Raw genomic sequence first — 19,650 nt, 5'->3', positions numbered from 1 at the left:
ATGGTGATCCCGTTCAGGCGTGTGGAGAGTGCCGCGGCTCCCTGGGTCCGCACCCGTCTGCGGTCGGCCCCCGGTGCCGCGATCGCCCTCGCGCTGCTGGTGGCGGTGACCGCCTGCCTGGCCGCCGCGTTCCCGCGCGCGCTGGAGCGGTACGAGGACGCGGGCCTGCGCCACTCCGTCGAACAGGTGCCTCCATCCCGGAGCGTCGTCCAGCTGTACGCCCCGGCGCCCCTGTCGGACCTGCCGCAGGGCCGGCGTGAGCAGACGCTGCGCCCCGCCACCGTGAAGAGCCAGTACGACGGCATCCTCGGCACGGTCCGGCACCCCTTCGTCCCCGACCTCGGCCAGTCGTCGTACGGCGTGGCCACTTCCGTCAACCAGCAGGTGCCCGACCGCTGGCTGCCCCGGCCGGACGCGCTGCCCGCCAAGGTCGCCCTCGTCGCGCAGGCGGGCCTGGCCGGCCACTCCCGGCTGAGCGAGGGCCGTCTGCCCCGCGTGTCCGGCACGGTCACCACAGCCACGCCCGAGGTGGAGGCGGCGGTCAGCACGGACACCGCCAAGACCCTGCACGTCAAGGTGGGGTCGGTCCTGCACGTTCCCGGCGCGGGCCGCGGCGCGCTCGTCGTCCGGATCACCGGCATCGTCGCCCCGCGCGACCGGGACGGCGCCTACTGGGCGACGGACCCCCTGCTGCGCACGCCCGTGCTGACGCGGGTGAAGCCCGCCGACCCGTACTCGGCCCGGTACTGGGTCGGCGCCGTGCTGCTGCCGCCCGAAGCGGCCCCCGCTCTCCTGGGCACCGAGGGACGGCCCTACCGCTACTGGCGGCTGGCCCCCTCCCCGGACACCCTGCACGCCCGTGACCTGGGCGCGCTCCAGTCCTCTCTCGCCTCCCTGGTGTCGGGCCCCGGCCTCCACCAGGTGAGCACGGTCACCGGCTCCCTCACGGACTCCTACACCGAGCTCGACGACGTGCTCGCCTCCTACTCCCGTCTGCACTCCGGCGTCCTGGCGCTGATCTCGGTCGCGGGGTTCGGCAGCGGTACGGTCGCCGTCGTCGTCCTGGCGATGGCGGGCGGCCTGGCCGCCGACCGGCGCCGCACCGAACTGGCCCTGCTGCGCGCCCGCGGCGCCTCGCTGCGGGGACTCGCCGCCCGCCTGTTCGCGGAGACGGCGGTGGTCGCCGTCCCGGCCGGGGCACTCGGCCTGGCGGTGGCGGTGCGGGCTCTCCCCGGCGCCCGGGTCCTGCCCGCCGTACTGGCCGCCCTCGCGGTCACGGTCGTCGCCTGCGCCGCCCTCCCCCTGCGTGCGGTGGCCGCCCACCGACTCGTCCGCGTCCCCGCGCTCCGGCAGGACGTGACGTCGGTACGACCGTCCCGGCGGCGTACGGTCGCGGATCTGACGCTGGTGGCGGTGGCCGCCGGCGCGGTGGTGAGCCTGCGCCGGCAGGGCACGTCCGGCGGGTCCGGCGATCAGCTGATCTCGGCGGCGCCCGTGCTGGTGGGGGTCATCGCCGCGCTGCTGCTGGTGCGCCTCTACCCCCTTCCCCTGCGGGGCGTGGCCGGCCCGGCCGGGCGCCTGCGCGGTGTGGTGACCCATCTGTCCCTGGCCCGGACAGGCCGCAGTTCCGCGTCCGCGGTGCTGCCGCTGCTCGCCCTGCTCACCGCCCTGACCACGGCCTCGTTCGGCGGCTCGGTCCTGGCGGGTATCGGCGAGGCCCGGGACCACTCGGCGCTCCTCGCCGTCGGGGCCGACGCCCGGTTGGAGTCGATGACGGATCCGCTGCCCGCGGGGTTGACCGACCGGGTGCGCCGGGTCTCCGGCGTGCGGGACGTGGCGGCGGTGAGCGTCGCGTACCAGGCGAAGCCCAACGACGGGCGCCGGACGGTGCCGGTGGTGGGCGTGGATCCCGGCGGCTACGCGGAGCTGACGCGGCGGACGGGGCTCGGTGCCTTCTCCGAAGAAGCGCTGGAGAAGGGCCGGGGCGGCCCGGGGGCCGGCGCCGTGCTGCCCGCCGTGGCCTCCCCGAGCGTGGCGGACACCTACGGCTCGGCTCCGTTCCCCGTCAGGATGGAGGACGGCAGCAGGGTCACCGTCCGCATCGTCACCGTCCGGGACATCACTCCGGCCGTGATGGGCACCGACTTCCTGGTGGTGGACCGCGCCGGCCTCGGCGCCACGGCGGCCAGGCCGACCGCGCTGCTGATCACGGGCCCGGAAGCGGACGGCCGTGCCTTGCGCGAAGCGGCCGGAAGCGCGGTGTCGGTCCACCTCCGCGCCGACGAGCGGGCCCGGTACGTCGACTCCCCCCTCCAGGCCGGCGTGGAGCACCTCTACACGGCGGCGGTGGCGGCGGGCGCCGGCTACGCAGTGCTCGCGCTGCTCCTGTCACTCCTGCGCGCGGCTCCCGAGCGCATCGCGCTGCTCGCACGGCTGCGCACCATGGGCCTCACCCGTCCGCAGGGCCGCCGCCTGCTCGTCCTGGAGTCCCTGCCGCAGGCCGTGCTCGCGGCGGCGGGCGGCGTCCTGACCGGCTGGGCCGCGATCCGTCTGCTCTCCCCCGGCATGGACCTGATCGCAGTGGCCCTGCCGCCCTCGGTCGCTCCTCTGGAGCGGGCCCCGCTGCACACCGACGCCTGGTCGCTGACGGTGCCGGCGCTGGCCGTGGTGGCGGTGACGGTGGGGATCGCCTGCGTACAGGCGTGGTGGGCGGGGCGGCGAGGAGCCGTGCGGGAGTTGAGAGCAGGTGACACGAGGTGACACGGGCGGCGCACCCCGTCCCCGGCGGCCTCGACTCCCACTCCGGCAGCGCCCATCCTGGCGGCCCCCGCCTTGCCGACCCCCGCCTTGGCGGCCCTCGCCCGCACGCGGCAGCCCCGGCGCGCACCCGGCCGGCCGCGTCCCCCGTTGACCAAGGAGCCCGATGACGCCGACGACGACGAATCCCACCCTCGCCGAACTGGCCGACAAGGCGACCGCCTCCCGCGCGCGGCCCGCCTTCGGCCACGACGCCCTCATCACCTGCGACCGTCTGGTCCGTGTCTTCTCCGCGGACGGCGTGGAGGTGCAGGCCCTCCAGGGCCTCGACCTGCTCGTCCGCAAGGGCGAACTCATGGCCCTGGTAGGCGCCTCGGGCAGCGGCAAGTCCACCCTGATGAACATCCTGGCCGGACTGGACACCCCCACCGCCGGGGCGGCCCAGGTCGCCGGCCACAACCTGCTGGCCATGACCGCGAAGGACCGCCTGCACTACCGGCGCAAGGTGGTCGGCTTCATCTGGCAGCAGACCGCCCGTAACCTGCTGCCGTATCTCACCGCGGCCCAGAACGTCGCCCTGCCCCTCCAGCTGGCGGGCGGGCGGCGCCGCTCCCGGGCCCGCACCGAACATGCCCTGGGACTCATGGAGTTGCTCCAGGTCGCCGACTGCCGGGACCGCCGCCCGCACGAGATGTCCGGCGGTCAGCAGCAGCGGGTCGCGATCGCCGTGGCCCTCGCCTGCGATCCGGCGGTGCTGCTCGCCGACGAACCCACCGGCGAGCTCGACTCCCACACCGCCGAGCAGACGTTCGCCGCCTTCCGCACGGCGAACGAGGAGTTGGGCACCACCATCGTCATCGTCACCCATGACCGCGCCGTGGCCACCGAGGTCCGCCGCACGGTCGCCATCCGCGACGGCCGCACCTCCACGGAGGTCCTGCGCCGCAGCGAGGTCGACGAGACCACCGGCCACGAGACGCTGGTGGCCCGCGAGTACGCGATGCTCGACCGGGCCGGCCGCCTCCAGCTGCCCGCCGAGTACACGAGGACGCTGGGCATGCGCGACCGGGTGGCGCTCGATCTGGAGGAGGACCACATCACCGTGTGGCCGGACGACAGCGGGCACAGCTGATCGCCGGCCCGTGACCGGACGGGAGGCGCGCGGGCCGCCACCCCTGTGAGGCGGCGGCCCGGCCTACTCCCCCGTCTCCTCCCGTATCTCCCCGTCGCGCATCTCCAGCACCCGGTCGGCCAGGTCGAGCAGCGTCGCGTCGTGCGTGGCCACCAGGGCGGTGACCTGTTCGCTGCGCACGACCGCGCGCAGCAGTTCCATCACGGCATGGCCGGTCTCCGCGTCCAGCTGGCCGGTGGGCTCGTCGGCGATCAGCAGCGAGGGGTTGTTGGCCAGGGCGCGGGCGATGGCGACCCGCTGCTGCTGGCCGCCGGAGAGCTCGCCGGGCCGCTGGGCCGCGTGGTCGGCGAGGCCCACCAGGGACAGCAGCAGCTCGACCCGCTCCTCGCGCTCCCGTACGTCGGCCCGGCGCATGCGCATCGGCACGCCCACGTTCTCCGCGGCCGTCAGGATCGGGATGAGGCCGAAGGACTGGAACACGAAGCCGATCCGGTCCCGGCGCAGCGCCAGCAGGCCGTCCTCACCGAGCTCCGACAGGTTCATGCCCGCCACGGTGACCCGGCCCCGGTCCGGTACGTCGAGCCCTCCGACGATGTTGAGCAGAGTGGTCTTCCCGGAGCCCGAGCGCCCCTTGAGCGCGATGAGCTCACCGCGGGGGATGTCGAAGGAGACGCCGCGCAGGGCATGGACGGCGGCGGCTCCCTGACCGTACGACTTGTGGACGTTCTCGACGCGCACCATGGTCTCGGTGACGACCTGGCTCATGTGTCCTCCCTTGATCCCCCGTGGGCCGGGCATCAGTATCGCTGCCTTCCGCCCGGCCCTCCATGCCCGGGTGCTGAAGAGGCGGGCGGCGTACCGCGGCGGCATCGCCACGGTCGGATGCCGGGGTGCGACCCTGGTCGGTCCTTCCGACCGGCGCTGTGCGACCGGGCCGGGTACGGGTGTCTCCGTTGCCGCTCCCCAGGCGGGTGGAGGTGGTCCGTGTGAATATGAGAGAGATTGTTTCCGGCCAGTAACTGGCGTCAGGAGCGCACATGGAGATCAGGCCACAGGCGGCGGTCCTCCCCAAGGACACCACTCAGCTCGAGCAGGGGAAATACGGTCCCGTATTTCCGAAGACGCCGGCATGCTACGGGTTCACCATCGTCGCCGAGGTGAAGCCCGGCCGCGCCGACGCGATGCGTGAGTACGGGTACGCCCTGGCCAAGGCGTTGGAGGAAGACCCCCACCTTCTCGCCCCGCTGAAGTTGCACTATCTGCGCTGGGTGCTTTTCGACGACGACACGCGCTTCATGTACCAGGGCATCTTCGACACCGACTTCGACAAGTACACCGAGGACGCCATCGCGCTTTTCGGCAGGGCGGGAGTGAACACGGCCTTCGAGAACCTCGAAGGGTTCCCCGAGGACTGGCGGACCAACCCCGAGGCGTTCGTCAGGTTCGTTCGTGAACACCACTGTCCCAGCTTCATCGAGTACGGGGAGTACCCGTATGTGAGCGCGGACGAGATCAAGAAGGCTCTGAAGATCAAAGGTGCCCTGTCGGAGATGCTCGACCAACTGCAGTAGAGCGGGCTGTCGCGGGCCTGTCCCCCTGGGGAATCGGAGCCGAGATGAGTGAGACCAGGACAGCACGCACCTACAACCAGACCCACATCCCGCGTGAACGCACCCCTGGTCGGCGACGGGTGAGCGTCTACGTCTCGTGGAGCTATCCGGCCGAGGCGGGCAGGGATCCCGCTGAGCTGGACAACCGGTTCTCGACGCTGACGGAGGTCAGGCGGGTGGCGTGGCCTGCCTACGAGGACCCGAAGTGGTCCGACCCGATGCGGTTCCAGCAGGGCATCGCCGGCTCGTTGGAACTGTTCTTCTGGGCCTGGGTTCCGTTCCAGGAGTTCGTCCAGGAGGTCACCGGGCATCCCGTCCCGGTGTACCAGCGCATCGACCAGGCCGGTTTCCGCACCCCGCTCGACGATCGCGTACTGGCCGACACCGACACCCTGTTCGTGTTCGGCCTCGACCACATGGCCACCGGTCAGGACGCCCGGCCCGAGGAGGTCGAGGCGCTGCGGGCCTTCCTCGCGCGGGAGGACGCCTGCCTGGTTCTTGGCCCCCACCATGACGTCGGGGCGTCGGACGATCTGGCCGTGCGGGACGTGGAGTACCGCCATCCCGGGGATCCTCTGGTCCCCCGTCAGCAGCGGTTCGCCACGTACGTCCGGGGCCTGATGCACGGCCTCGGGGTGCCGGTCGACAACCGTTACGGTCTGCGCCCCGCGGTGCGGGCGGAGCACGGGATCGCCCCGCTCTCCACGGTCGGGGACCTGGATGCGAAAGGGTGGCTGGAGGGCGTGACGAACTTCAACTTCCACATGCACCTGCCGCACTACGCCGTCACGACCGACGAGCCGGACATCATCCACGTGCTGGCCAGACAGCCGGTCGACACCTCCAGGCCGCATCCGTTCACCGACGCCGGCAACTCCGAGTTCAACATGTTCCTGTGGATGCCGCCGGGCGGTGACCGGGCCGGCGATGTGCTGCTGGCGGACTCCACGATCTTCAGTTCGCTGTTCGGGGGCGACGAGAGCCTCCGGAACTTCTGGCGGAACCTCGTCTCGAAGTAGTGCCGCAGGGAGGCCGATTGTGGGCGGGACAGCAACAGCCGGGTTGGAACTCGACGACATCCAGCGTGGGGTTCTCAGCCCGCGGCCGACTCCCTACGCGGCGACGTACCTGGCGTTCCGCATCGACGACCGGGCCGACGGGCGGGAACTGATGCGGCGCGCAGCTGCGGTGGTGACCTCGGCCGGCGCCCCGGTCAGCCCCCTGGGAGACACCTGGGTCAGTGTCGCGGTCACCTGTCACGGTCTGGAGGCGCTGGGCGTGCCGCGCGCCTGCCTGGACACGTTCGCCTGGGAGTTCCGGCAGGGGATGGCCGCCCGGGCCACGGCGTTGAGCGATGTCGGCGAGAGCAGCCCCGCGAACTGGGAAGCGCCGCTGGGTACGCCGGATGTCCATGTGGTGCTCACGGCGGTCGCGCCCGACGTCCGGCGGTTGGAGGCGGCCGTCGACGGGGCCCGCCCCGCATATGGCCGCCTCTCCGGTGTCACCGCGATCTGGCGGCAGGACTGTTACGCGCTGCCCACCGAGACCGAGCACTTCGGCTACCGCGACGGCGTCAGCCATCCGGCCGTCGAAGGGAGCGGCGTCCCCGGGTCCAACCAGCTGGAGGTTCCGTTGAAGGCCGGGGAGTTCGTGCTCGGCTACCGCGACGAGATCGGCGGCGTTCAGACCCCGCAGCCGGAGGTGCTGGGGCGCAACGGCAGTTACGCCGTCTTCCGTAAACTCCACCAGGATGTCGCGGCGTTCCGGCGCTACCTGCGGGACAACGCCACCTCCCCCGAGGACGAGGAACTGCTCGCGGCCAAGATCATGGGCCGCTGGCGCAGCGGAGCTCCCCTGGCGCTCAGTCCGCGGCACGACGACCCCGCTCTCGGTGCGGACCCGCAGCGCCGCAACACCTTCCTGTACGAACGGGACGATCCGGCGGGCTTCATGACGCCCGGCGGCTGCCACATCCGCCGGGCCAATCCGCGCGACGCGTCGGTGGCGGGCGAGGTGCGGCTGCATCGCATGATCAGACGCGGCGCCGTGTACGGTCCGCCGCTGCCCGAGGGAGTCATGGAGGACGACGGGGCCGAGCGCGGCCTGATGTTCGCGTTCGTCGGAGCCCACCTCGGGCGGCAGTTCGAGTTCGTCCAGTCGCAATGGATGAACGACGGTGTCTTCTTCGGTTCGGGCGAGGCCAAGGACCCTGTCACCGGATCCCACGACGGCGTCACCGGTTTCACGATCCCCCGGCGGCCGGTGCGTCGGCGCCTGGCGCCCCTGCCGCGGTTCGTCGTCACCCGCGGTGGCGCCTACTGCTTTCTGCCGGGCCTGAGCGCCCTGCGCTGGCTCGGCGACCTCCAGGACTGACAGGGCGGCGGCGCGCACGCCGGCACCGCAGGTACTCCGCCGACTGAGGGGAATGCCTCATGGACACCCTGCACATGCTGTTCAACGCCGTCACCGTGATCTTCATCGCGGCCACCATGTTCACGGCCGGCCTCGGAGCCACCGTCACGGCGCTGCGCGGTGTCTTCACCGACGTCCCGCTGCTGTCGCTCGCGCTGCTCACCAACATGGTGGTGGTCCCGCTGCTGGGCTGGGGCATCGGCGCGCTGTTCGGCCTCCCCTCGGCGGCGTTCATCGCGCTCGTCCTGGTCGCCTCCTCGCCGGGCGGGCCCTTCGGGGCGAAGCTGGCCATGGTGCAACGCGGGGACGTCGTCGCCGGCGCGGCCATGCAGGTGCTGCTTGCCGCCGTCGGCAGCCTCACCTTCGCCCCGACCGTCAACGGCATCCTCACCGCCGCGGGCCTCGGCAAGGACGTCTCCCTCGATGTCGCGACGCTGGTGCGGACCGTGGCCGTCCTGCAACTCGTGCCGTTCGTCGTCGGTTTGCTGCTGCGCCGCTACGCGGCGACCACCGCACGGTCGTGGCATCCCGTGGCGGCCGTGGTGTCGAACGTGACCTTCTTGTTCGTGCTGGCGGGCATGCTGTTCGGCAACTGGAGTGACGTGGTGGCACTCTTCGGCTCACTCGCGCTCCTCGCGGGCTTCGTGCTCGCAGCCGTCGTCTTCGCCGTCGGGACCCTGCTGGCCACCGGTCCGCCGGTACGCCGTACGGCCATGGGCGGCGTCGCCGCGGTACGCAACGCGGGGCCCGCCCTGGCCGCGATCGGTATCGCCTTCGACGACCAGCCCGCCGTCCTGGGCGCGCTTGCCGCGATCCTGCTCAGCGGCCTGGCGGCTGCCCTTCCGATCGCTGCCGTGCTCAGTGGCCGCCGAAGCCGCCCCGCGGCACCGGACGGCACACGCTGACCGGGTTGTGCGCTGTTCCGGGCAGCCCGCTCACGCCGGTGTGAGCGGGCTGCCCGGTCCAACGGGGCCATGAGTCCGGACGGATGGATCGAGCGGACGAGGCGGCGGCCGGCCGGGCTCCGAGCCGCGGGGAGCCCGGCCGCATCACTTCGACCGCATCGCCCCGGCGCATCACTCCGGCGCAGGCCGGACGGACCCGAGTGTGGATCCCCGCCAGGTACCGGGTGCAGATCGCCTTTGAGCGGCGGGAGTTGGGGGTCGGCTGCCGCCGGGACGGTCGCCCGGACCGACCGCGGTGCGCTGGCGGTTCGGACACGGGCTGACCGTGCCAGAGACCGCACCGGCCTCCCCGCGCGACGCGCGGCATCCACGTCGGCTCTCCTGCCGGGTGTCCGGGCGACAGGGTGACTGCCGGGCCGAAGTCGCCCGCGGGGTCCGGCCGTCGGCGCGGCCGTGCCGGTGCGCGGCGGCCCGTCCGCACCTCCGCCGGTTCCGGTCCTGCGCGGCAGAACAACGGTCCGCGGTATGTACGCCACGGGAAAACCTGGGATACCTTCTCTCCGCACCCTCGATTTGAATCGTTTCAATACCACTGCTTCCCATACGCCTGCACAGGGACGAGGTTCCATGTCGCCGAGCCGCAACATCCCCCAGCCCCCGAACGACCCCGCCCGCCGCACCGTCATCGCCGCGGGAGCCGGCCTGGCGGCACTCTCCGCCGTAGGCCTCCCCCTGGCCGCGGCGTCCCCGGCCGCGGCCGCCGCCGCCGGCGCAGCCCCGGACGCGGTTCCGCGCGGCAGAACCTCCTGGCACCGATACGTGCAGGGCCCGGCCGGTCGGACCGTCCGGCCGGTGGCCGTCACCGCGAGCACCGGTGACGTACGCCTCCCCCAGGCCCTGCTCAAGCCCGGCGGGCCCGTCACCGTCCTGCGCCGCCCGCAGCCCGTCGCCGCACCTCGGTGGCCCGAGGGCAGTACGGCGGTCGCCTCCTCCTCGCACGCGGGCAACAACGGGAACGACGGCAGCCCGCGCACCTACGACGCGGGCAACGCCATCGACGGCAACCCCGACACGTTCTGGAACGACGACACGCTGGGCGTCTTCCCGGACACGCTCACGATCACCGTTCCCTCGGTCCAGCAGTTGTCGGGCATCACCGTGATATCCAACAGTGACGGAGTACCCACCGACTTCACGGTCGAGACCTGGCAGAACGACGCCTGGCACACGGCCGCCACGGTTGCCGATAACGATGTCATCCAGCGGGCCGTCCCGTTCGCCCAGCCCGTCTCCACGACCCAGGTGCGCATCACGGTCACGAATGTGCAGGACACGCCGCGCGGTGCGTTCACCCGGGTCAACGAGGTGTGGCCCGCCGCTGTGGCGCCGGTCGAAGTCCCCAGCGTCACGGTCGACTTCGGCAAGGTCGTCGTGGGATATCCCCGCATCCGCTTCGCCTCCGCGTCGACCGACTCCCCCGGCGTGCGCGTCGCCTTCTCGGAGACCAGGCAGTTCCTCACCGACCGCTCCGACTTCACCCGCTCCGACCAGGCCGGCGGCGCGGGCCAGGGCACCGACCAGTTCGCCGTTCCGGCGGGTGGTACCACCTGGAAGGACCACAAGGGCTTCCTCCGGGACGGCAAGGTCTACGCCGACGGTCTGCACGGATTCCGCTATCTCAAGATCACTCTCGACGCGCTGGCGGCCGACGCACCCGTCGCCCAGCCCTGGGGCACCGTCAGCATCGACTCCGTCGACCTGGACTTCACCGGCTACGTGGGGACGCCGAGCACCTACCGCGGCTGGTTCCTGTGCTCCGACGACGACCTCAACCGGTACTGGTACGGCGCCTCCTACACCAACGAGCTCGTCACCGACACCTTCCGCCAGGACGACGTGGATCCCCGCAACGCGTGGAGCGCGTCCCTGGAAGGCCGGCTGGTGCTGCATGACGGAGCCAAACGCGACCGCGACCCGTACGTCGGCGACCTCGCCGTCTCCGCGCGCACCCTCTACCTCACCCACGACGACACCGCCGCGGCCGCCCGCAACGTCCTGGCCGACCTCGCCGACCACCAGCGGGCCGACGGTTGGATCCCCCCGGCCTCCATCTCCGGATACGAACTGCCCCTGTTCGACTATCCGCTGTGGTGGGTGACGTGCAGCTGGGACTACGTCCTGTACACCGGCGACCGCTCCTACGCGGCCCGTTACTACCCGCACCTGGTCAAGGTGCTGGACACCTGGTACCCGAGCGTCACCGACGACGCCGGACTGCTGAGCAAGGGCCTCAACGACACCGGTGGTTACGGCGACTACGCCTTCCTCGGCCGCACCGGCAGAATCACCTACTACAACGTCCTGTACGTGCAGGCGCTCAACGACAGCGCGGCACTGGCCCGTTGGCTCGGGCACGAGGCGGACGCCCGGCGGTGGACCGACCGCGCCCGGGAGGTCACCGACGCGGTCAACACCCACCTGTGGGACGAGACCGCCGGAGCCTATCTCGACTCGGCGACCGGAGCCGTGCGGCATGCCCAGGACGGCAACTCCCTCGCCATCACCGCCGGCGTCGCCGGGACCCAGCGGGCCGCCTCCGCGCTCGACCACCTCGACGCGACCACGCACCTGCCGTACGGCAACGCCTTCATGGACAACGACACCATCTTCGACGGCGCGTCCCAGCGCGTGTACGCCTTCACTTCCTACCCCGAGATCGTCGCCAGGTTCGAGACGGGACGGGCCTCCTCGGCACTCGACCAGATCAGGCGCACCTACGGCTGGATGGACAGCCACGACCCCGGTGTCACCCACTGGGAGGGCATCGGTCCCGGCGGTTCCCTCTACGAGGGGGCCTATACGAGCATGGCGCACGGGTGGTCCACGGGCGTGCTGCCGGCACTGACCCACCAGCTCCTGGGCGCCGGGCCGACGTCGCCCGGATACGCCCGCTGGGAAGTCCGCCCCAATCCCGGGGACGTGGCCTGGGCGCAAGGACAACTCCCCACCCCCGCAGGACCGTTGGAAGTCGAGTGGACGAACACGGCGACGTCGTTCACTCTCACGCTGCAGGTGCCCCACGGCACCCGCGGCGTGGCCGCGCTGCCCGTCAGCGGCTCACACGTGGTGGTACGGGACGAAAGCCGCGTCCTCTGGGACGGCCACCGCGCGCCGGACCCCCGTGTGACGATCGACGGCGACCGCGTCACCGTCTCCGGCCTGGGACCCGGCAGGCACCGCCTCAGCGTCACGCGCCGGCGATAGCCGCGCCGGGGGCCTTCCGAAGGCGCGGGTCGTCGGCCGGCGACTGCCGGCTCGTCGTCGGTGCCCGGTGCCGGGGTGCCGTTCTGCCGCACGACCTCGATGCGCTGCTGAAGGGCAGTGTTTCCGTCCTTCAGCAGGCCGAGGACGGCCCCCGGCGTCTCGCCGGTCCACGCGGTCTCTGAGTCTCCGGCACAGGCCACGAATGCCGTCCTCCTCGGAGGCGGCTCGCAGGCCTGTGCCGGAGGTTCCGCCGCACCAGCGCGCCTTGCCGTTCCCGGCCGGCCCAGGCGTCGGCCGCGTCGCTGACGCACGCCCCGAGTCGGGTCCGGCGCACAGTCGGGGCCCCTCGTCGTCGCTCCGGGCCCGGGTACGTCGAAGGCACGGCGTCCGGTCGTGGTGAGGACGTAGAGAAGACGTAGACGAGGCGCGCAGAAGGGCCGGTGTGCCGGACGGCCCTGGACGGACCACGGCGATCACATGGGCCGCCTCGTGGGCCGTCCACCCCGCACGCGGAGACGCTCCCAGGGTGGAGCCGCCGTCGGCGGGCGTGATTACCTGCTCCCCGCACGCGACCGCACACGCGCCCACGCCCGCGACCGCGCCCAAAATCTTTCCCGACATCCGCGGACAAGGCCTCACCGTGGGAAAACTCAACATGACGAACGTCGTCCAGCCCAGCGGGGAGTGCCTGTGACCCGACCCGAAACCGCCCGCGCCCTCGGCGCCACCCTCCTGACGGCCGGCGGCACCGCCACCTCCTTCCACCACCTGTGGTGGGAGACCGGTGTGTTCTGGGCACTCGCGCTCCTCCTGGCCGAGGGCGTCATCCGACAACGCCGCGCACGCAGCGGCCGGGAACGCCGGGCCCGCGTCGAGGCGGAACGTGCCGAGCTGGCCGCCCGCGGCCCCGCGCCGCTCCCGGTCCCGTGCTGCCGGATCTGGAGGTCCTCCGAAGGTGCCGCGCACGGGGCCGACTGCACCCGGCCCCCGGCCGCGCGCACCACACTCCGCGACGCGGAGCAGCGCATTCTCGACCAGCTCGACGACGACACCCGGGACACCGCGTGACCGGCCCGTCGTCCACGCCTGGGGGCGCACGCACCCGTCGCGTCGGGCCCGGCGGAGCATGCGGTCGCAGCGCCGCCGGTGTCGCGGGGCGGCGCGGGTCGGCGTCACCAACGCCACAAGCCGGATATCAGTCTGGCCAGGAACACTCCCGCCCCGGCCCATTTGGCGCAGATGATCAGGAGTCGCCGCGCATCGCCGTGCACCATGTCGAAGACCAGGGCGGGGCTGGCGATCAGGGCGAACGCGGCTCCGGCAAGGATCACGGCGGAAACGGCGACGTACATCGACTCGACGGTGCTCTCATCTTTCTGCGCCTGCGGTCGGGATGCCCCCATTGGTGGATTTTCCCCCGGGCGACGGGGCCGCAATCCGACCACCGCATACGTAAGTTGGGCGCGGGCAAGAACGGTGACATCCGTCCTGGTGCCGGAGCCGGCTGACCTCGGCCGGTGGCTGTGAGCCCGAGGACGGGCCCCGTTCCCGGGTCAGCCGGGCGGTCCCGCCCGCGCCGCCGGAACAGATACGTCGGTCGGCGACGCGGCGCGGCCGGAAGGTCGCCGGGGTCAGTCGCGGTACGCCTTCATCAGGTGGAGCCACACCTCGCTGATCGTCGGGAAGCAGGGCACCGCGTGCCAGAGGCGGTCCATGGTGATGCCTCCGGCCACGGCGACGGTCGCCGAGTGGAGGAGCTCGGCCACCCCGGGGCCGACGAAGGTGACACCGAGGAGGTGGCGGCCCTCCAGGTCGACCACCATCCTGGCCCGTCCCCGGTAGCCGTCCGCGTACAGGAACGCCCCGGGAACCGCGCCCATGTCCACGTCGACGACCTTGGTCCGGTGGCCCGCCCGTTCCGCCTCGGCCGCGGTGAGTCCGACGGAGGCGGCTTCGGGATCGCAGAAGAAGACCTGGGGGACCGCCTGGAAGTCGGCGGTCGTGGCATGGGCACCCCACGCTGCCGTGTCGAGGCTCTCTCCGCGGGCGAGGGCCCCGATGGCCTCTCCGGCGATGCGGGCCTGGTACTTGCCCTGGTGGGTGAGGAGGGCGTGGTGGTTGACGTCACCCGCCGCGTACAGCCAGCCGCCGTCGACTCCGCGGACGCGGCAGGCGTCGTCGATGTCCAGCCAGGTTCCGGGGGCGAGCCCGACCGTGTCCAGGCCGATGTCGTCGGTGTGCGGGGTGCGTCCGGTGGCGAAGAGGACCTCGTCCGCTTCGAGTTCGGCGCCGCCGGCCAGCCGCACGGTGACGGGGCCGGCCGGGTCGGGCCTGCTCAGTGACACCACGTCGGTGTTCGTGCGCACGTCCACACCCGACTCTGCCAGGCCGTGTGCCACCTCTTCCCCGACGAACGGCTCCATACGCGACAGCAGAGCGGATCCTCGGGCCAGGAGGGTGACCCGTGCGCCCAGGCCCTGCCAGGCGCTCGCCATCTCGACGGCGACACCGCCCCCGCCGATCACGACGAGGCTGCCGGGCACCCGCTCGGAATCGGTGGCCTTCCGGTTGTTCCACGGGCGTGCCTCCTCGATGCCGGGAAGGCCGGGGAGGAAGGCGCCGCTGCCGGTGCACACCACGACCGCGTGCCGCGCCTCCAGCATGTGCTGTGCGCCGTCCGGGCCCTCCACCGCCACGCGTCGCTCCCCCGCGAGGCGGCCGTGGCCGCGGACCAGCGTGGCCCCCAGCCCCGTCATGTTGGCGGCCTGCCCGCTGTCGTCCCAGTCCGATACGACACGGTCCCGGCGCGCGAAGGCGCCGCGCGGGTCCACCGTGCCCGTGACCGCGGCACTCGCCCCCTCGACGCGGCGTGCGTCGGCGACGGCGACGACGGGCCGCAGCAGCGCCTTGCTCGGGATGCAGGCCCAGTAGGAGCACTCGCCGCCCACGAGCTCGCGCTCGACCAGGGCGACCGAGAGCCCGGCGGCCCGCGCCCGCTCGGCCACGGTCTGGCCCACGGGACCGGCACCCACCACGATGACGTCGTGGACATCGGTGTTGTCAGGCGGCGTCGTTTCCATGACACATCCTCATTCATCGGTAAGGGGTGGGGTTCCGCTCCCGCCGCGCAACCGGCAGGCGCCGACCACGACGCTCAAGGGGCCGTGTGACAGCGGACGCGGTCGGTCGTCGCGATCAGCACAGCTTCGAGTACGACCGTGTCTCGGCAGACCGGGGCCATGAGGAGAACCCTCTGCGGCTTCGAGGAACACCACCGGGTCGCACAACGATCGGCGCGCTGATCATCACCCCAGCTTGCCCTGGCAGGGCCCGCCCAACGAGCCAACACCCCGTCGTCGCACACCACCGGCCGGTACCGGCGGAGCCGGCCGTGCTCGGGTCTCACTCCTTTGGCAGGTGTGTGGGGGCCCTGCGGCGAGGAGGGGGGCGGGTGCGGGCGGGAACTCGTCCATGGTCCGTCCGGCCCAATCGCCGTTCTCCTCCCGTACGGGCGAGCGGAAAGTACGGTAGGAATCCGACGTGGACGATCTGCTCACCGAAGTCATCGAGGCCCATGGCGGGACCGCGCGCTGGGAGGAACTGACCCAGGCGCGGGCCACCCTTGTCAGCGGTGGCGACCTGTTCGCCGTCAAGGGCCTGCCCCAGGACGCCACGCCACGCGTGATGACCGTCAGGCTGCACGAGGAGCACGCCTCGGTCCGGCCTTTCGGCGCTCACGACCAGAAGACCGACTTCACGCCCGGGCGGGTGAGCATCGAGAAACTCGACGGGCAGGTCGTCGCCGAACGCGAGGACCCTCGGACGTCTTTCGCCGGTCACACGCTCGAGACACCCTGGGACCCGCTGGACCGCGCCTATTTCAACGGCTACGCGTTGTGGACCTACCTCACCACGCCCTTCCTGCTCGCCATGCCCGGCTTCACGGTCACCGGCATCGAGCCGTGGCGGGAGGGGGACGAGCTCTGGCCGGGGCTGCGCGCCGCCTTCCCGCCGCGGATCGCGAGCCACAGCACCCTCCAGGACTTCTATTTCGGTCCCGACCGGCTCCTGCGGCGCCACGACTACCACGTGGACGTGGCCGGCGGATTCGCCGCCGCACAGTACGTCCACGACCACGTGGAAGCGGACGGCATCGTGCTGCCCACCAAACGACGGGCCTACCGCCGGGACTTGGAAGGTCGGCCGCTCCTGGAGCAGGTCATGGTCTCCATCGATCTCAGTGACGTCCGCTTCAGCTGACGGGGAGCCTCCTGCTGGTGCCTGCCTGTGCGGACTCGCGCCTCGCGATCAGCTCCCGGGCGGAGTTGTACACGCGCTTCGCCCTCCGAGCGGTGGTCGCCGCTCGGAGGGCGCCGAAGATCTGGGTGACGCCGGACAAGCGGCCGGCGGTCGACTTCGGGGGCGTGGGTTTGTCAGTCGGTGCAGATGGTGCCGGGGGCGGGCAGCGCGCGGGTGGTCAGATAGCGGTTGGTGGCCTTCTGGACGCACTTGGAGACCAGGAACATGCTGTAGTCGTCGCCCTCGTGGCCGAGTACGACGCTGCCGGGCAGTTGGGCGGCCATGGCCGCGCCCGCGCGGTAGGGGGCGAGGGCCTGGTGGGTGGACTGGACGACCAGTGCGGGCGGTGCGCCGTGGACCGGGGCGCCCGCCTTGACGGGCTGGGCCGGGGTGGGCCAGCCGAGGCAGCCGGCGATGGCCTTGTAGGAGCGCACGGCGCCGCCGAGGTGCGGGGACACGCGGGCGAGTTCCTCACGCAACCGGGTGAGCTGCGTGAGGGTGTGCACCGGGCGGGCGTTGTCGAGGCAGGCGGGCACCTGTATCTGGGCCTGGGCGGGGTCGAGGGTGTCGTCCGGGTCGTGGGTGAAGGCCGTCGCGTCGCCGCCCTGGGCGTTGACGATGGTCTTCGCCAGCTCCGGCCAGGAGTGATCGGACAGGGTCAGGTAGTCCTGGGTGGCCTCGCGGATGTCCTCACCGGTCAGGGGCTGGTGGCCCGTGGTCCCGGTCGGGATCGGGTCGCGGTCGGCTCGGGTGACGAGGGCGTCGTACTCGGCCGCGACGTCCTTGCCGTGCAGGGCGCAGTCCTTCGAGGCGGTGCACCAGGCGGCGAAGCGGTCGAAGGCCGTCTCGGCGGTGACCGCCTCCTGGGTGACCCGCGACAGCGGCGAGCCGGTGTCGTCCAGGGCGGTGTCGAGGACGATGGTGCGCAGTCTGCCGGGATAGAGCTTGGCGTAGGTGCGTCCGAGGAGCGTGCTGTAGTGGATGCCGTACCAGTTCAGCTGCCGTTCGCCCAGCCCGATCCGGACCGCCTCGAAGTCCCTTGCGGTACTGGTGAGGTCGGTGTGGTCGACGAGGGGGCCGTTGCGGCGCAGGCAGTCCTCGGCGAAGGCCCGGTTGTGGGACACGAGGGCGTCGAACGCGGCCCGGTCGCGCGGGAAGTGGCTGACTCCGGCGGGCTTGGGCGGTTCGCCGCAGAGGATCGGCGTGCTGTGTCCCACTCCGCGCGGGTCGACCGCGACCAGGTCGAAGTTCCGGGTCATGGCGCCGGCGAAGTTCGGCATGCCGATGTGCATCGCGAGGCGCAGCTGTTCGATGGAGGAGCCGCCGGCTCCGTCGTTGAGGAGCAGGGTGCCCAGGCGGTGGGCCCGGTCGTCCGCCGGGCGGCGGACCAGGGCGAGGGTGGTGTGGCCTGCGTCGGGGTGGGACCGGTCCACGGGTACCTGGATCGATCCGCACTGCATGTGCTTGAAGTCGCTGTCGGCGCAGTCGTGCCAGTCGATGGTGCGGTCGGCCGGGGTCCGGTGTCCGTCCTGGTCCGCCTGGGCGAGCGTCGGTACGGCGAGGGCGGTCGCCAGCGTGGTGACTCCGGCGGCGATCCAGCCGGCGTGCTTCCGGTTTCCTGTCATGATGCGATTCCTTGGTCTGGGCCCCGGCCCGTGGGGAGTCGAGGGGGTGTACGAGGGGTGCGGGCGAGGGTGGTCCTCGCCAGGCGTCAGCTCCGGGCGGCGTCCATGGCGGTGTCGGGGATCCAGGAGCCGTGGATCCCGGCGGTCACCCGGCGGGGCAGGTGGACGGTGGCGACGCGGTCGAGGCCTGAGGCGTCGAGGACCAGCAGCTGCGCGGCGTCCTGCTTGAGGTCGGAGACCACGGTCAGGAGGTAGCCGTCGTCCTCGCGGGTGGCTCCGGCGGCGGGGACGAAGACCGCTTCGCTGGGCAGCCGGGCGTCGCCTGCCTGGTGGATGCGGCGGGCGCCGGTGGTGCGGTCGTACTTGACGACGCCGTAGCCGCCGAAGCCCTTCTCGTCGGGGAAGGAGATGGCGTACTGGTAGCGGTTCTCGGAGCCCAGGTAGTCCTCGTTGAGGGTCGGGAACTCCACCGCGAGGTCGTCGATGATCTGCTCGTCGACGCTACCGGCGGCCAGGTCGACGACCCAGCGGCGGGTGTAGGAGCGGGCGTTGGGCTCGGTGCTGCGGCCGGGAGCGCCGGTCCACCAGTTCCAGGACAGCTGGAAGCCCTCGCGGTCCACGGTGGGGCCCTCCAGGACGATGCGGCCCTGGCCGTCCTCGTAGGCGTTGGAGACGTGCAGCATGTTGCCCGGTTCGATGGAGAACCAGCGGATGTGCCGGGCGCCGTCCGCTCCGCGGGGCATGACACCGATACGGGAGGGCTGCTGATCGCTCCAGCCGTAGGGGATGCCGGAGTGCTCGGCCGGGTCGAAGGTGACGTTGCCCTCGATGAAGACCACATGGCGACGGGTGAGGGCGAAGTCGTGCTTGAGCGAGGCGGTCGCTCCGGGGATCTCGGCGCTGTGGACGATCTCGCCCTTGGCGTCGGAGACGTAGTACATCAGGAACGGCGGGAACGGCGAGGATCCGAAGAAGTGGAGCTCCCCCGTCACCGGGTCCTGCTTGGGGTGCGCGGTCATCGCGGTGCGCAGCTTGCCGTCGAAGTCGAAGGCGCCGACCGTGTCCAGTTCACGGGTGAGTTCGAAGGGGAGGTTCGCCTCGCACAGGGCGAGCAGCCGTCCGGCGTGCTCGATGACGTGGGTGCCGGCGGTGCTGGCGGTCAGGTCGGGGCCGCGTTCGGTCAGGTAGGGCGCGCCGTCGAGGGCGGGGGTGCGCACCCAGCGGTTGCGGTACCACTCGGCGCGGCCCGCACGGAGGCGGATGCCGTGGACCATGCCGCTGCCCTTGAACCAGTGGGCGGGGGTGACACCGGGCTTGGGGTTGTGGCTGTTGCGGATCAGCCGGCCGTTCAACTCGGGGGGCAGCGTGCCCTCCACGGTGAGTCCGGTGGCGGTGACCTCGTCGGTGACCGGGGTGTAGTGGCCGGTCAGGTAGGGCTTCGGGGCAGTCATGGCAGGAACCTCTTCCAGTGGGTGTGGTGCTCGGTGTGGTGCTTGGTGCGGTGTTCGGTGCGGTGTTCGGTGTGGCGCTCTTGTGTCAGGCGGCTTGTTCGGAACGGGACTTGAGGTGGGAGAGCCAGTTCCGCAGGGAGTCGTGGAGGGCCTTGCCGAGGTGGTCGGCCGCGGCCGCGACCGGGGCGCCGCTCC

14 protein-coding genes are annotated in these 19,650 nt (G+C 72.0%); 9 read left to right on the top strand and 5 right to left on the bottom strand.

The annotated features are described in order from the left end of the window. Window positions 1-2,760: an FtsX-like permease family protein gene (locus OG199_RS42455; RefSeq protein ID WP_405834305.1), complete on the top strand. Its 2,760-nt coding sequence runs from the start codon at window positions 1-3 to the stop codon at window positions 2,758-2,760. Window positions 2,761-2,923: 163 nt separating this feature from the next. Then, on the top strand, window positions 2,924-3,889 hold the full coding sequence (locus tag OG199_RS42450) for an ABC transporter ATP-binding protein (protein ID WP_356797997.1): 966 nt from the start codon (window positions 2,924-2,926) through the stop codon (window positions 3,887-3,889). Window positions 3,890-3,952: 63 nt separating this feature from the next. On the opposite strand, the gene OG199_RS42445 is transcribed toward OG199_RS42450, so the two are convergent. Continuing rightward, the gene (locus OG199_RS42445; protein WP_405834302.1) at window positions 3,953-4,654 is read right to left on the bottom strand and encodes an ABC transporter ATP-binding protein; all 702 of its coding nucleotides are present in this window, start codon (window positions 4,652-4,654) and stop codon (window positions 3,953-3,955) included. Between the two features lie 272 nt (window positions 4,655-4,926). On the opposite strand from OG199_RS42445, the gene OG199_RS42440 reads away from it, so the two are divergent. The 6 genes from OG199_RS42440 to OG199_RS42415 all read left to right on the top strand — a co-directional run bounded on the left by OG199_RS42440 (window position 4,927) and on the right by OG199_RS42415 (window position 13,148). Continuing rightward, entirely contained in the window at window positions 4,927-5,460 is a 534-nt protein-coding gene (locus OG199_RS42440) for a hypothetical protein (protein ID WP_356797993.1), read from the top strand. 44 nt (window positions 5,461-5,504) lie between these two features. After that, window positions 5,505-6,518: a hypothetical protein gene (locus tag OG199_RS42435; RefSeq protein ID WP_405834301.1), complete on the top strand. Its 1,014-nt coding sequence runs from the start codon at window positions 5,505-5,507 to the stop codon at window positions 6,516-6,518. Window positions 6,519-6,537: 19 nt separating this feature from the next. Next, window positions 6,538-7,872 (top strand): Dyp-type peroxidase, encoded by a 1,335-nt coding sequence (locus tag OG199_RS42430; protein WP_405834299.1) that lies wholly within the window; start codon window positions 6,538-6,540, stop codon window positions 7,870-7,872. A 59-nt stretch (window positions 7,873-7,931) separates the two neighbouring features. Continuing rightward, window positions 7,932-8,816, top strand: coding sequence for a hypothetical protein (locus OG199_RS42425; RefSeq protein ID WP_356797987.1), 885 nt, complete (start codon window positions 7,932-7,934; stop codon window positions 8,814-8,816). A 627-nt stretch (window positions 8,817-9,443) separates the two neighbouring features. Continuing rightward, window positions 9,444-12,080, top strand: coding sequence for an alpha-L-rhamnosidase C-terminal domain-containing protein (locus tag OG199_RS42420; protein ID WP_405834297.1), 2,637 nt, complete (start codon window positions 9,444-9,446; stop codon window positions 12,078-12,080). A 690-nt stretch (window positions 12,081-12,770) separates the two neighbouring features. Further along, window positions 12,771-13,148: a hypothetical protein gene (locus tag OG199_RS42415; RefSeq protein WP_405834296.1), complete on the top strand. Its 378-nt coding sequence runs from the start codon at window positions 12,771-12,773 to the stop codon at window positions 13,146-13,148. Window positions 13,149-13,252: 104 nt separating this feature from the next. On the opposite strand, the gene OG199_RS42410 is transcribed toward OG199_RS42415, so the two are convergent. Beyond that, window positions 13,253-13,483 (bottom strand): DUF6332 family protein, encoded by a 231-nt coding sequence (locus OG199_RS42410; protein WP_356797982.1) that lies wholly within the window; start codon window positions 13,481-13,483, stop codon window positions 13,253-13,255. A 228-nt stretch (window positions 13,484-13,711) separates the two neighbouring features. Further along, the gene (locus OG199_RS42405) at window positions 13,712-15,160 is read right to left on the bottom strand and encodes an NAD(P)/FAD-dependent oxidoreductase (protein WP_356797980.1); all 1,449 of its coding nucleotides are present in this window, start codon (window positions 15,158-15,160) and stop codon (window positions 13,712-13,714) included. Between the two features lie 460 nt (window positions 15,161-15,620). On the opposite strand from OG199_RS42405, the gene OG199_RS42400 reads away from it, so the two are divergent. Next, window positions 15,621-16,340, top strand: coding sequence for a hypothetical protein (locus OG199_RS42400; protein ID WP_356797978.1), 720 nt, complete (start codon window positions 15,621-15,623; stop codon window positions 16,338-16,340). A gap of 173 nt (window positions 16,341-16,513) precedes the next feature. Here the strand turns inward: OG199_RS42400 and OG199_RS42395 are convergent, their stop codons facing one another. Both OG199_RS42395 and OG199_RS42390 read right to left on the bottom strand, forming a co-directional pair. Next, entirely contained in the window at window positions 16,514-18,004 is a 1,491-nt protein-coding gene (locus OG199_RS42395; RefSeq protein ID WP_405834293.1) for an alpha/beta fold hydrolase, read from the bottom strand. Between the two features lie 86 nt (window positions 18,005-18,090). Further along, the gene (locus tag OG199_RS42390) at window positions 18,091-19,455 is read right to left on the bottom strand and encodes a carotenoid oxygenase family protein (protein WP_405834291.1); all 1,365 of its coding nucleotides are present in this window, start codon (window positions 19,453-19,455) and stop codon (window positions 18,091-18,093) included. Window positions 19,456-19,650 lie beyond the last annotated feature (195 nt).

Source organism: Streptomyces sp. NBC_01176 (genome assembly GCF_045039825.1).
GTDB lineage: Bacteria > Actinomycetota > Actinomycetes > Streptomycetales > Streptomycetaceae > Streptomyces.
This window is presented reverse-complemented; position numbering and strand designations above follow the sequence as displayed.

What these genes read in the sequence shown, in the direction of transcription:
- OG199_RS42455 (WP_405834305.1), top strand. Translation starts at nt 1, where the DNA reads ATGGTGATCCCGTTCAGGCGTGTGGAGAGTGCCGCGGCTCCCTGGGTC.
- OG199_RS42450 (WP_356797997.1), top strand. Translation starts at nt 2,924, where the DNA reads ATGACGCCGACGACGACGAATCCCACCCTCGCCGAACTGGCCGACAAG.
- OG199_RS42445 (WP_405834302.1), bottom strand. Translation starts at nt 4,654, where the DNA reads ATGAGCCAGGTCGTCACCGAGACCATGGTGCGCGTCGAGAACGTCCAC.
- OG199_RS42440 (WP_356797993.1), top strand. Translation starts at nt 4,927, where the DNA reads ATGGAGATCAGGCCACAGGCGGCGGTCCTCCCCAAGGACACCACTCAG.
- OG199_RS42435 (WP_405834301.1), top strand. Translation starts at nt 5,505, where the DNA reads ATGAGTGAGACCAGGACAGCACGCACCTACAACCAGACCCACATCCCG.
- OG199_RS42425 (WP_356797987.1), top strand. Translation starts at nt 7,932, where the DNA reads ATGGACACCCTGCACATGCTGTTCAACGCCGTCACCGTGATCTTCATC.
- OG199_RS42420 (WP_405834297.1), top strand. Translation starts at nt 9,444, where the DNA reads ATGTCGCCGAGCCGCAACATCCCCCAGCCCCCGAACGACCCCGCCCGC.
- OG199_RS42410 (WP_356797982.1), bottom strand. Translation starts at nt 13,483, where the DNA reads ATGGGGGCATCCCGACCGCAGGCGCAGAAAGATGAGAGCACCGTCGAG.
- OG199_RS42405 (WP_356797980.1), bottom strand. Translation starts at nt 15,160, where the DNA reads ATGGAAACGACGCCGCCTGACAACACCGATGTCCACGACGTCATCGTG.
- OG199_RS42395 (WP_405834293.1), bottom strand. Translation starts at nt 18,004, where the DNA reads ATGACAGGAAACCGGAAGCACGCCGGCTGGATCGCCGCCGGAGTCACC.
- OG199_RS42390 (WP_405834291.1), bottom strand. Translation starts at nt 19,455, where the DNA reads ATGACTGCCCCGAAGCCCTACCTGACCGGCCACTACACCCCGGTCACC.